10 protein-coding genes are annotated in these 12,805 nt (G+C 62.1%); 4 read left to right on the forward strand and 6 right to left on the reverse strand.

Features of this window, described 5'->3' with window-relative positions:
* The gene (locus tag MKZ91_RS25775; protein WP_336173884.1) at positions 1-690 is read left to right on the forward strand and encodes a hypothetical protein; all 690 of its coding nucleotides are present in this window, start codon (positions 1-3) and stop codon (positions 688-690) included.
* Positions 691-726: 36 nt separating this feature from the next.
* Here MKZ91_RS25775 and MKZ91_RS25780 read toward each other — a convergent pair whose 3' ends face one another.
* Positions 727-1,551 carry a helix-turn-helix domain-containing protein gene (locus tag MKZ91_RS25780; RefSeq protein ID WP_110880022.1) on the reverse strand — a complete coding sequence of 275 codons (825 nt, stop codon included), beginning with the start codon at positions 1,549-1,551 and terminating at the stop codon, positions 727-729.
* A gap of 168 nt (positions 1,552-1,719) precedes the next feature.
* Between MKZ91_RS25780 and MKZ91_RS25785 the strand changes: the two genes are divergently transcribed.
* Together MKZ91_RS25785 and MKZ91_RS25790 are read left to right on the forward strand one after the other, a co-directional pair.
* The gene (locus MKZ91_RS25785; RefSeq protein ID WP_336173885.1) at positions 1,720-2,685 is read left to right on the forward strand and encodes a Gfo/Idh/MocA family protein; all 966 of its coding nucleotides are present in this window, start codon (positions 1,720-1,722) and stop codon (positions 2,683-2,685) included.
* 31 nt (positions 2,686-2,716) lie between these two features.
* Complete coding sequence (locus MKZ91_RS25790; RefSeq protein WP_336173886.1) at positions 2,717-3,598, forward strand: sugar phosphate isomerase/epimerase family protein; 882 nt, start codon at positions 2,717-2,719, stop codon at positions 3,596-3,598.
* A 40-nt stretch (positions 3,599-3,638) separates the two neighbouring features.
* Here the strand turns inward: MKZ91_RS25790 and MKZ91_RS25795 are convergent, their stop codons facing one another.
* Positions 3,639-4,757: an MFS transporter gene (locus MKZ91_RS25795; protein ID WP_442892352.1), complete on the reverse strand. Its 1,119-nt coding sequence runs from the start codon at positions 4,755-4,757 to the stop codon at positions 3,639-3,641.
* Positions 4,758-5,170: 413 nt separating this feature from the next.
* Between MKZ91_RS25795 and MKZ91_RS25800 the strand changes: the two genes are divergently transcribed.
* On the forward strand, positions 5,171-6,061 hold the full coding sequence (locus tag MKZ91_RS25800; RefSeq protein ID WP_336173888.1) for an alpha/beta hydrolase: 891 nt from the start codon (positions 5,171-5,173) through the stop codon (positions 6,059-6,061).
* Positions 6,062-6,216: 155 nt separating this feature from the next.
* Here MKZ91_RS25800 and MKZ91_RS25805 read toward each other — a convergent pair whose 3' ends face one another.
* The 4 genes from MKZ91_RS25805 to MKZ91_RS25820 form a co-directional block, all read right to left on the reverse strand.
* Complete coding sequence (locus MKZ91_RS25805) at positions 6,217-8,196, reverse strand: copper amine oxidase (protein WP_336173889.1); 1,980 nt, start codon at positions 8,194-8,196, stop codon at positions 6,217-6,219.
* A gap of 26 nt (positions 8,197-8,222) precedes the next feature.
* Complete coding sequence (locus MKZ91_RS25810; protein WP_336173890.1) at positions 8,223-9,629, reverse strand: aldehyde dehydrogenase family protein; 1,407 nt, start codon at positions 9,627-9,629, stop codon at positions 8,223-8,225.
* A gap of 116 nt (positions 9,630-9,745) precedes the next feature.
* Complete coding sequence (locus tag MKZ91_RS25815; protein ID WP_336173891.1) at positions 9,746-10,666, reverse strand: helix-turn-helix domain-containing protein; 921 nt, start codon at positions 10,664-10,666, stop codon at positions 9,746-9,748.
* Between the two features lie 78 nt (positions 10,667-10,744).
* Entirely contained in the window at positions 10,745-12,805 is a 2,061-nt protein-coding gene (locus MKZ91_RS25820) for a 3-hydroxyacyl-CoA dehydrogenase NAD-binding domain-containing protein (protein WP_336173892.1), read from the reverse strand.

Here is a 12,805-nt window from a genome sequence, read left to right on the forward strand (position 1 = left end):
GTGCAGAACGCGACCAGAAACCTTGCCTTCGCGGACGAGTTCATCGTCGCGAAGCTCGTCGAGAATGCGGTTGACTACGACGTGGAAGACGCGGTGGTCGTCAACTTGAGCCCGTCGGTCATGGTCACTGGCGATGAACACCCTGCGATCGTGCCCGCCTGGAAATCGACCTGGCTGAAAGACGGAAAGATCAAGTCCGCCGAACGTGCCGCCCTCATCAAGGTCGTAAAGCCTACAAATCTCGGCGGCTGCATGTTCCGCGGTTGGGACTGGCTTGGAAATCGCATCCGCAGCTTTCCGCGCGATACCCCGCTCTACATCTCTGCGCAGGATGAGATCGGCAAGGTGTCGCTGGACCCCCGCGTCTTCACCAACGAACGCGCGACCTCCAGGGAACCCCAGGAGTTCACCCTGAAGCTAAATCTGTGGTGGTCGCCCGGCGATACGGACTGCTTCATTCACAACGAGCACCCGTTCCTTGAGACCCATACGCAGATCCATGGCATTGGCCGGATGCAGAAATTCAAGCATCGCGACCAGGCGACCATTTATGAGGACGTGCTGATGCCGATCGGATACTCGCACGATCCCTTCTGCCGTGTAACTGGCCACAACGAGTGGACCTATCCCTGGCATCGCTACTACGCCGACACCGACAGCGTGTGGCTCGCCGTCGAGCTTCACCCATAGTCACCATTCACGAGGATGGACTGGCGCGCCGGCGCGTCAGTTCATCTGGATCATGTCAGAACCATCCCCCAGGTACTGGAGCGCTTCTCGCGGAATTGCGGGATCATTGCGGTCCATGACCGTGAGGCTCTTCAGGTGTTCGCGGCGCAGCAGACCGGGGCCGCGGTAATGGAGGGCGACCTTGGTTGAGTACGGCTGGCGGAAGACATTTGCGGCGATCCCGCTCGAAATCCCGAACATGAACTTCTTCGCGTTGCGCTTGACCTGGGCGTAGACGCCAAACGTCAACTCGTTCGACTGAATTCCCTCGAAATCAGCCGTGAACAATCGATCGGCCACCGGAAAGCAGAAGCCGTAGTACTTGAAGACGTATTCCGTCTTTCTCGGATCGTCGAAGCTTGGAAATCTCTCCACATAGTAATGCTGCAGGAATTCTTTGTTCTGATAGATGCAGAGGGCCGACCGCAGCACAAATCCCTTGTAGATGGAAGAATACTGGTAGCGATCGTAGATACCGACAATATCGTTGTGGTCCGATTTGTTCTCGACGATCATGTTGGAAACAAACCGCGAGAACTCCGGCAGTTGTCGCGCGGTCTGCATCGCATGGAAAAAGTTGCCGTCAACAAGCGTGCGGAACTCATCCGGATCTGAAAACAAGATCGGTACGCTGAGACCGAAGTAGTTGGCGATAATCCTGAGATTGGCGGCCGAGGGGATGTGGGCTCCTGACAGGTACTTATTAAACTGTTGCCGGTTGACGTTGATCTTCCGGCACACCGCGGCGACAGACCCGTGACGCTCGCAGAGCGTGCGGAGGTTTGCTGCCAGCGCAGAACCGTCTTTCCCCAAATGTTCCATCCGGACTCGTCCTTGCGTGTGAAGCAATATGACGCGGACTATACTTCATATTGCGAATCACTTCAACAACTTGCGAAGTTGTGAACGAACGCTCTTCCAGCCAATCTCTGCACATCGAGTGGAAAGGATACGGCGGTGAACTCTTCGAGAAAGCCAGGATGGTCGGTGATGGGGACTGGCACCATCGCCACGGAGCACATGGTGGCGGCGATCCGATCCATCGGACACGACGCTCGTTGGGTGGTCAGCCGGAACAAGGAATACGCCAAATTCTTTTCTGAGGACCTGAAGATCCCGCAGACGTCGACCGAAGCGAGCCAGGCGCTCAACGACCCGCTCGTGGATTTCGCCTATGTGAGCGCCGTCAGAGAGCGTCGGAAGCACTACATATCGGCGGCGGCAGAAGCACGAAAACACATCCTTTGCGACGCCCCCATTTCCCATAGCAGCCGAACTGCAGGCGGACTGGTTGAACTGTGCAGGGCGGCAGGCGTGGCGCTGGCGGTAAACCAGCCTTCTCGGGCCTCAATCGTCCATCAGACAATGAGGCGCCTCTCGATGGAGGGGCATATTGGGTCACTTCAATCGCTCTTGATCGTCCGCGGCGCTCCTTATCACTCCCCGCCAAACCGAAGAAGTGAGGAGATGTCCGCTCAAGGGGAGCTGCTGCTTGACGTCTCTGTCGAAGACGTCGACCTGGCGCGCTTCCTGACGGGACAGGAGCCCGTCGAAGTTTCTGCGCTGTCGGCGGCACCGAACGGCGCGAGCGAGCAGCAAATCTCCTACGCGATGCGCATGTCTGGGGGCGCGATGTTCCAGGCGTTCGAAAGCTATACGACCGCAGAAATCGAAAGTGTGGTCATGCTGGCCGGCGATCAAGGGACCCTGATCGCCCAGGGCACATTGAACGGCAAGGCGGGCACGCTGACGCGGCGCGCAAACGCGCGCAACGAACTGGTTCCAGTCAGGGAAAGGGACCTGCCTGCAACCACGATCGAAGGGTTTCTCGCCTCGACGCGAACCGCTTCCGACTGGCTGTGTCGAGGCGACGACAACGTCATTGCGCTGAAGGCGGCCGAGGCGATCAAAGCCTCGAACAGGCGCCAGCGGACCGTCGCCGTCCAATCCGAATAGCCCGTTCAATTCAAACACAGGAATGAGAGCAATGGCCACCCGAGACAAGCTGATATTTCACTCCATGGCTTCGAAGTTCAACACGCTCTCGATCGATATCGATATCGCGCAAACCGTCGGCTTCGACGGCCTCGAAACGTCGGGATCGAAAGTCGCAGCATTTCTCAATTCCGGTTTCACAGAGGACGATCTCAAGGCGCGCCTCAAGGCGCTTGACGTTCCCGGCATTGGCTTTCTCATCGACCTTGAGCGCCAGGGAGCGGGCCGGGAAGAGATGCTGCGGAAGGCGGAAGAACTCTGCAGGCTTGCGGTGGCGATCGGAGCGAAGGGCATCGAAGCAATTACTGGGCCGCTCGATCTGCGGGCCTTCGAACCTGGCTCCGCTCAGCGATATCCGGCACTTTATCGCGGGCTGATCGATGCGCCGAGGGATACCCAGATCACGTTGACCGCGGAGAACCTGCGCGCCGTCGCAGATGTTGCGGCGGAGCACGGGCTGATCGTCTATCTGGAATCTCTCTCCTGGACGCCGCTCAACACAATGGACGCTCAACTTCAGATCATCGATGCTTGCCGGCGAGACAACGTCCGCCTGGTCATCGATTTCTGGCACGCATATACCTCTGGGGACACCCCGGAGAAAATTGCGCGTCTCGACAAGGACCTCATCTACGGCGTGCACGTGTGCGACTCCCTGCAGTACCACGGCGGCCTACCGAATGAAGCCGTGCTCCGCGACGTGCCAACGGGAAAAGGGGTCCTCGACCTGCAAAGTTGGGTCGACGCCGTAAAGGCAACGGGCTATCGCGGCTGGTGGAGCTGCGAACTCTTCTGCAATCGGCAGCATCAAGACAACAGCTACGACGTGGCGCGGGACCTGAAGACGCTGATGGAGCGCATGATCCTGGATTGATCCTCCGGGTGGCGATCCTGAGACTGCTCTCGAGGAGCCATCAGGCGTAGTGCGTCGTGCTCGTCATCCCCGGCTGAAACTCCGCAGCCAGGCGCTTCAGGTAGATGGTGCCGACGGAGATGACACCAAATGAAAGAGCCACAAGCACGAGACTGATGGTGAGGCTGGAAATCTGGGCAACAAACCCAAGCAAGGCAGGCCCAATCAGCAGGCCACTGTATCCAAGAGTGGTCACGATCGACATCGCCCGTCCGGCAGCCTGCGAGCCAATCTTGCCCGCGGATGCGAACACGGCCGGTATCATGTTGGCGACACCGAAGCCGCAAATGGCGAGCCCCGCTATGCCGATCACCACGCTTTGAGCGATGAGCATGGCAAGAAGCGACACTCCGCAGACAACCCCACCAATTCTGAGAATGTTCACGTGCCCCACCCGCTGCGTGACGACATCCCCGAGCAGCCGGCCAAGTGCCATTGAGGCCGAGAAAACCGCAAAAGCATAGGCACCGACGCTTTCGGAGGCACCCAAGGTGCCCACCATGTAGACCGCGGACCAGTCGATAATGCCTCCTTCCGCAAGAAAGGCCAGAAAGCCGATGGCACCAAACGTCAGGACAAGCACCCTTTGCTGTCGGCTGAGCGAAGACGTGCCCGCAGAGCTTGCGTCTGTGGCGGCCGGCATCGCTGTACCGTTCGCCCCGTAGCGGATGAGACGGGAGATGAGCGCGGCGGCGACGACAAGGAGCCCAGCCCCTCCCAAACACGCCTGGAGCTGGCCGCCGAAGGACACGACGACGCCAACCAGGAAGGCGCCGACGATGTTGCCAATGCTGAACATCGCATGAAACGACGACATCAGGTGGCGACCCGATCCGCGCTCGATTTCTGAGGCCTCGATGTTCATCGAAACATCGAGCGTCCCGAAACCCGCGCCGGCGACAACGATAAGAGCACCGACGTAGAGCAGCCCGTCGACCAAGGGGACCGCGAGGATCGAGACGCCGAAGACAAGGCTGCCGCCGAGACTCAATAGCCGGCTGCTGCCGAGCCGGTCACTGATCCGCCCTATGTTTACCATCATTGCGATCGCGCCGAGAGCAAAGCACAGCAGGAGCGCGCCGAGCTGCCCCTTGTCGTTGTTCAGCTTGGTGGAAAGCAACGGCAGGCTCGCGGCCCAGGCACCGATGCCGATACCGCCCGCAAAAAAGAAGAGACCGCAGCGAACTCGCCTCGATCTCGCAAGCGCGCGTAGGGAGAATCTGCTGCCGATCATTTTGGGGTCCCAGTTAAACGAAATGCCAGGGTGCTCGACAACGACGGGGTGCCCGGCGATCTAAAGCCTCTGCGGCAGGAGATCTTCTAGCGATCGAGGAAAGGGGAGCAACTTCGCACTCCGCGAATACGTGGCGCAAGCTGACGCAAACTGATCGGGGCGCAAGCGCGCATCCTTGTGCGCGCGAGTTGCGTCTATCAGCGTCACCAAGCCGTCCTGTGCGAAATTGTCGAAGTCTCGCCACCCGTTCAGTTTGGTGCGCGACGAAGCAATGCATCACTCTGGGAGGAGCAGCGGGAATGAATTGGTTGTCCTTGGTTGCATCGGTCACCGCCACGCTTGCGGCGACCTGCGCTCTTGCAGCGGAGAGCAAAGTTCGCATCGAGAATGGCGGACGCGGAATAGTCGGAGTGCTCAATTTGCCCGATGGTGCTACAAACCCACCGGTGGTCTTGATGCTCCACGGTTTTACTGGCCAGAAGGACGAATTCCCGATGGCATCGTCTCAAACCGGCTTGTTTGCGTATACCGCAGAGCGACTGGCCGAGGTCGGCATCGCCAGCTTGCGCATCGATTTCCATGGCTCCGGCGAAAGCGACGGAAAGTGGGAAGAGACTACATTCTCCGGGCAGATCCAGGATGCTGTTCTTGCATTCGACTACCTGCAAGCTCTGGCCTCAGTCGATGGCAGCAAGATCGGCATCCTGGGATACAGCCAGGGCGGACTCGTGGGCGGCCATCTGGCGGCGAAACGTCCCGAGGCGTCCGCGGTCGTGCTCTGGGCTCCCGTGACGAACCCGGTCTCGACATACGGCACGATCATGGGTCGTGAAACTGTGCAAAGCGCGCTCGCGCAATCGCCGGACACAATCGTCACGGCAAAACTCTCCTGGGGCGGCGAGACCAAATTGAAAGCAGCCTTCTTCAAGGACTTGCCGACTGTCACGCCGGTCGGCGCCATCGGCAGATACCCCGGTCCACTGCGCGTGATCGTCGGAAAGCGTGAGACGATTGTGACGCCTCAGCCGGCGGCCGGTCAAATTCTCCTCGACTATCATGAGGGGGTCGAGGACCTGGTCGAAGTTGACTCCGACCACGATTGGAATGCCAGCACTGCGACCCAAACCGTCGACGGCGTGTTGATCCCCAGGAGCACGGAATGGTTCCAACGACACCTGTCGGCTGAATGAGCCTACCTCGCAATCCGGCCGCCGGTAACGTTACCTCCCTAGCGGCTGGCCAGCCGGTGGCAGCAATGCTGCCACCGGCGTCAAATCCTTCATTGTAGTGACACAAGCCCGCAACCGATATAAGAAGCGCCCCCATCTCTGGCGGCGCTTTGGCATCACTTGGGATTGCGGATCGTCAACGCCGGGTTATGGGCGAAGAAGTTGTGCGGCATGATGTGCACGGTCTTCCACTCCGTCGACATGACCGGCCAGTCCTCCATGCGCGGAATATGATGGAAGCCGGCGGAGAACCAGGTGACGATGTCCTTGCCCATCAGGCTCTGGTCCTTCTTCACCCATTCGGCGAGCGTATCGGAACCATCGCTCTGCATCGCGAACTTGCCGCCGGCATAGCGCTGTTCCGGATCGTAGACCGTGTTCCAGACCGAATATTCGATATAGGCGTTGCGCTTCATCGGCGGGTCGTTCTCAAAGTCGAACGGGCCGTAGGAGACGTCGCCGTGGTGGATCATGTAGCCCGGTTCATGGCCGAGATAGCCTTCACGCGACGGGTCCGAGATGTGGAAATAGCGCGGCTGCGACGAGGAGAGCTTGTAGCGCGCCTCCATTTCGGTCATCGGCATCTTGTGCTCGACCGTCCACATCGACTTGCGCCGGCTCGATGCGTCGAGCTTGGCCGGCACGATGTCCATCGTCGAGAAATGGTTGATCGGCTGATCGACGTCGAAGTCGATACGGAAGTTGAAGTAGTGGTCGTGATTGGCGGCGACGAGGTTCGGCGCAATCAACGTACCGTGCGCCGTATCGGCCTTGGCCGTCGGGTCCTTCATCGACGTCGCGGCCACGCCCTTCACCGCATCGAGGCCGGTCGCGCCGACATAGATGTTGACCTGGCCGTTCTGCTGCAGGCGATAGTCGATGAGATAATCGTAGTTGCCGACTTCGGATGCCGTGCGCACCACCAGTTCCGTTGCCGGGCGACCTTCCGCCGGCACCGGCTTTTCCGGCGTCTGCGCGAAGACCTCGAAGTGGCGCCAGGCCGGATCGCCGATACTGCGCTCGAAGACGCAGATCGCATCGGGAATGACGAGCGGCGAACCCTTGTCGTCGGCGATGGTCGCCGGCAGGAACGTGGCGTGGGACGGGCAGTCGATGCCGGCCCGAAGCGGCGTCAGGAACAGGCCGAAACCGTATTCCCCACTGTCCATGTAGGTGCGCCAGTACCAGCCTTCCGACGGATCCATATAGGGCACGAAGACTTCGGAAAGATGCGCCTGATAGATGACCGAGCGCCAGATGCCCGCATCGTTGACGTCGAGATTGGAAACAACGAGGCCAGGGCGCTTGTCGACGCGGAAATTGAAGCGCCACATGTCCCATTCGATATGGCTGCCGTTGACCTTGTAGTTCGGGCCGCCTTCCTGCACGAGCTTGACGGGGTTGGAGGTCGCCCGCAGCGGCAGGCGCTTGGCGACTTCCTCCTCCGTATAGCCCCAACCGTCCTTCGGCAGGTCGATTACGCCGAGATCGACAACGCGCACCACTTCCTTCTTGCCGATGTCGTAGACGGCAAAAAGGTTCTCGATGGGTTTTGCGTAGAAATTTGAGCCATCCGGCACCTGGTAGCAGGGCACCTTCATCAGGCGGGAGTTCTGATACTCCTCGGTGAAGAAGTTGCCGCCCGTCAGTGGCAGGCAAAAGGCTTGCTCGGGCTTCAGCCCGCGCTTGGCAAGGCCCGCCACCATTTCGGGATGACCCAGCGCGCCTTCCAGCGCACCCATGAATTCGGTGAACAGCACCATCGGCTGGCCGGCTGCCTTGGCGTTGCTTTCGACCGTGCCCTTGGAGATGTTGACGACCGCCTCGCCGAACCCGTCCGAACTGGTGAAATGCACCGTCGCCTTGCGATCGAGGTGATCGCCTTCCTTCCAGGCAAGCACATCGGCCTTGGCCGGCTCCTTGAGCTCGATCAGCGGATAGAGCGTCTTGTCGTCGGCAACCTTCTTTTCGCGCAGGATCTGGTTGATCTTCTGGTATTCCTCGGCCGTCAATCCGTCGAGCGGGTGGGCGAAAGCCGCACCGCCGGCAAGGCCGAAGCCCAGCGCGGTCGCGGCCAGATATTTCATCAGTCTCATGATCGTTCCCTCTTTTCGTTGATTTTTCAGGCGAAAACCACCTGGATGTCGGTGTATTCGGCAAGCCCCTCTTCAGCGAACTCGACACCCACACCGGAAGCCTTCACCCCGCCGAAAGGCGCATTCGGCTGGATCGCACCGTGTTTGTTGATCCAGACGGAGCCACAGGCCAGGCGGCTTGCGACCGTCTTTGCGGCCTTGATGTCGGACGACCAGACGGAGCCGCCGAGCCCGTTCGGGCTGTCATTGGCAAGCCGGATCGCCTCCTCGACGTCGGAATAGCGGATGATCGGCAGTGCCGGCCCGAACTGTTCCTCGTCAACAAGCGGGTCCCCGTTGCGAAGACCGGAAACGATGGTCGGCGGAAAGAACAGGCCCTCACCCGGCGCACCGCCGAGCAGCACATTGCCGCGCTCTTTCGCGTCCGCCACGAGGCGCGACACCTTGTCGAACTGCATGCGGTTTTGAACCGGGCCCAGGATGCTCGCCTCGTCCATGCCGTTGCCAACTGGAATGTTCTTCGCATAGGCGACGAGCGCGTCACAGACGGCATCGTGGATCGTGTCATGCACATAGAGCCGTTTCATCGCCGCGCAGGTCTGCCCGTTGTTGATGAAGGCGCCCCAGAACAGGCCCTCGGCGATCTCTAGCGGATCGGCGTCCGGCAGCACGATGCCGGCATCATTGCCGCCCAGTTCCAGCGTCAGCCGCTTCATCGTCGCGGCGGCGGATTGCATAACCTTCTGGCCGGTGGCGCAGGAGCCGGTGAAGACGATTTTCGCGATATCCGGATGCGCCGACATCGCGCCGCCGAGATTGAACGCCCTGTCGTCGCCCGTCACAACATTGACGACGCCCGGCGGCAGCACCTCGTTCATGATCTCAACGAGCCGCAGCGTCGACAACGGCGTATAGGGCGAAGGCTTCACAACCACCGTATTGCCGGTGCGCAGCGCCGGCAGGATATGCCAGACGGCGATCATGACCGGGAAATTCCAGGGCGTGATCGAACCGACGACGCCGAGCGGCTTGCGGTGCAGCTCCACGCGCCCCTGCTCGTTGTCCTGCAACACCTTGACTGGCAATGAAAGCCCGGTTGTGTATCCCGCCCAGGCGACGGCGCCACCGACTTCCCAGCGCGAGCCGAGACCGTTCAGCGGCTTGCCTTGTTCAAGCGTGATGATTTCGGCAAGTTCGCCTGCGTGTTCCTCGATCTTCGCCGTGACGGCGGCGCAGGCCGCCTGCAATGCCGCATCGCTCTGTGCCGACCAGGAGACGAACGCCGCCCTGGCCACGGCCACGGCCGCATCCAGTTCCGCACCGCCCATGTTCGGCGCACGGCCGACCTCCGTGCCCGTTGCCGGGTTGAGCACGGCGAAGTCCGAGCCGGCTGCCGCCTGCTTGCCGCCGATGGTTGCCTTGAATTCCATCATTTCCGCCTCCTCCATGAAGGCCCCACCTCCTCCGGTGGGGCCATTTGGCGGCAGAGGATAAAGACGGACGTGGCGTCAGACTTGGACGACGCCGTCTCGCCTTTTGGATAAAAGCGTCAATGGCAGCGTGCGACTGCACCCGGCGTCGTGCCGTATTTCTTGCGGAACTCGCGGTAGAAATAGGAAAGGTCGTTGAAGCCGCAATCAAAGGCGACCACGGTGACGCCTTCGGACAATTGTTCGTCCTTGCGGCCGGAAAGCCGCGCATGGGCCAGTTCCAGCCGGCGGGTGAGCAGCCGATGGCCGGGTGTTTCCCCGAGCGGACGAAAATGCCGCTGCAACATGCGCTCCGAGACATTGAGCCTGACGGCAAGCTCGCGCGGTCCGAATGTCGGGTCCGCCCGGTGCCGGTCGATCATCGAGAGCGCCCGGGACAGCAGGGTTTCCGCCGGCGCGCCGGTGATACGGGTCGAATGCAGATAGGCACCCATCAGGCAGAGAAAAGCCTCGCCGAGCTGCGCCTGCGCGCCCTCTTCCAGCAGCATTTTGGCAATGACGGCGCGCATGGCGACCCAGAGCGGATCGTCGCGCGAAATCGCAAGTCCGCCGGCGCAGGCATTGCCGAAGCGATGCACCACCTCGTCGCGCGGAATATGCAGCGAGACCTGGTTCGAGCGCTCGCCGCGATAGAGGAAGCTGGAGGGTTTGACGGAATCGACAAGGAACATATCGCCCGGCGAAAGTTCTGCGACATGATCGCCCTGCTCGACACGGCACTGGCCGGCGTCCTGCACCAGGAGGAAGAAGTATTCGCCCGGATCCTGCCGGATGGCGCGCGGGCTGCGCGCGACCTCGGACGCGTCGAGCGCGACGATCGCCGTGTCAAAAGGCCCGATCCGTCGCGTGGTGACGTCGCCATTGACGACACCCGTCCGCCGCATCGGCTCCAAGTTGAACGAACCGCAGACCCTCCGGATCTCCGCCTCGAGAATTTCCACCGGCACCGGCTTGTGCCCTGGCGTCATCAGCGACTGCATCGCGCCCTCCCCGGCTCTAGCAGAAAGCCTGTTCTCCCAAAACTATCCCATCACAGTCCGCAGCGCTTGCCTATGCCCTCAATCGGAGAGCACGGAAAAACGCCCCGCTTGCGCCGCCCGACGCAGACCGTCGCACGGCGGCTCGGCAAGACCGTCCGCCACAAGCCCGTCAAGAACCGCCACGACCTCGGCAAGGCCCCGCGTCTCGGCATAGTGCATCGGCCCACCGCGCCAGCGCGGAAATCCGTAGCCGTGGATCTTGACGAGATCGATATCGGCGGCACGCAGCGCGACGCGCTCTTCCAGGATGCGCGTGGCCTCGTTGACCATCGGCAGCAGGATCGCATCGGCAATTTCGGCCTCGCTCCATGCCCGCTGCGGTCGCCCAGCCGCCAGCTCGACGATGATTGCCGCCACGGTTTCCGACGGTCTTGGCGCGCGGTCGCCCGGCTGGTAGTCGTGCCAGCCGCCGCCGGTCTTCTGGCCGAAACGCCCGAGGGCGCAAAGACGCTCGGCGACCGGCGCGAACGGCGTCTCGCCGCGCTCGCGCGCTGCCTTGCGCTGGAAGGCGGCTATGTCGAGACCGCCAAGATCCTGTGCTTCGAACGGTCCCATCGGCAGGCCGAAGGCGCGCATGGCGGCATCGACAGCCGATGGCGTCGCGCCCGACAGCAGCAGCCTTTCGGCCTGCGCGCGCGTGACCTTCAGGATGCGGTTGCCAATGAAGCCATCGCAGATACCAGCGCGCACGGGGATTTTCGCAAGCAGGCGGGCAAGAGCAAAACCGGTCGCAAGCACCTCCGGCGTAGTCGTCTCTGTCGGCACGATCTCCAGCAGCTTCATCACATGCGCAGGACTGAAGAAATGCAGCCCGAGGAAGCGCTCCGGATGGCTCACGCCCCGGCTGATTGCGTCCGGATCGAGGTAGGAGGTGTTGGTGGCCAGCACCGCGTCCGGCCGACAGACCGATGAGAGCATTTCGAAGACGGTGCGCTTGACGGCGAGATCCTCGAACACCGCCTCGATCACGAGGTCCGTATCGGCGATCAGACCGTAATCGTCACCGCCGGCCACACCAGCCATGCGCTCGTCGGCGAGCGCCTGCGTCATACGCCCGCGCTTCACAGAACCGTCGTAGATGGCCCGCACGTTGGCGATCCCGCGCTCGACGGCCGCCTGATCGCGCTCGATGAGAACCACCGGCAGGCCGGCGTCGCGAAGCGCCGCAGCGATGCCAGCACCCATCGTGCCGCCACCGATGACGGCCGCCGAGCGGATATCGCGGGGCGTGACCCCGGCAAGCTCCGGCGGGCGTGGTGCGGCGCGCTCGGCGAAAAAGACATGGCGCAGCGCCGCCGCCTGTTCGGAGCCGCGCAACTCGAGAAACGTCTCGCGCTCGAAGGCCATGGCGGTCGAAAAATCCGCCTCGCTCGCCTTGCGCACCGATGCGAGCGCCCTGAGCGGCGCGACTTCGCGCCGCGCCTTGGCGGCCTCCGCCTTTTCGGCAGCCTCCCAGAAGCCGGCCTCGACCGCGGGCACGGCCCGGCTGGAGAGAGGTTGCGGCAGGGGCTTTCCAGCCACGTCGCTTGCAAAAGCAATTGCGCCGGCGCGCAGGTCGCCTTCAATGATGGCGTCGACAAGCCCGAGCTCCTCGACCTTCCTCGCGCCGACCGGGTTGCCGCCCGTCACCAGGTCGACGGCGGCTGCGGGACCGACAAGGCGCGGCAGGCGGACCGTGCCGCCCGCGCCGGGGATGATGCCGAGTTTGACCTCCGGCAGGCCGAGGCTGGCGGAGGCGACCGCCACGCGATAGGCACAGCCAAGTGCAACTTCCAGCCCGCCGCCGAGCGCGCTGCCATGGATTGCCGCGACCCACGGCTTTTTTGCACTCTCGATGCTCGCCACCACGTCAGGCAGATGCGGCGGCAGCGGCGGCTTGCCGAATTCGCTGACATCGGCGCCGGCGATGAAGGTACGGCCGGCGCAGATCAACACCACGGCCTTCACCGTACCGTCCGCGTCGAGTTCCGCCACGGCATCGACGAGGGCCTGGCGCAGGGCCTGAGACAGCGCATTGACGGGCGGATTGTCGACGGTGACGACGGCGACGGCATCTTCGCGGGTGATGGTGACGGTCAT

The organism is Ensifer sp. MJa1, assembly GCF_037026475.1.
Lineage (GTDB): Bacteria > Pseudomonadota > Alphaproteobacteria > Rhizobiales > Rhizobiaceae > Ensifer.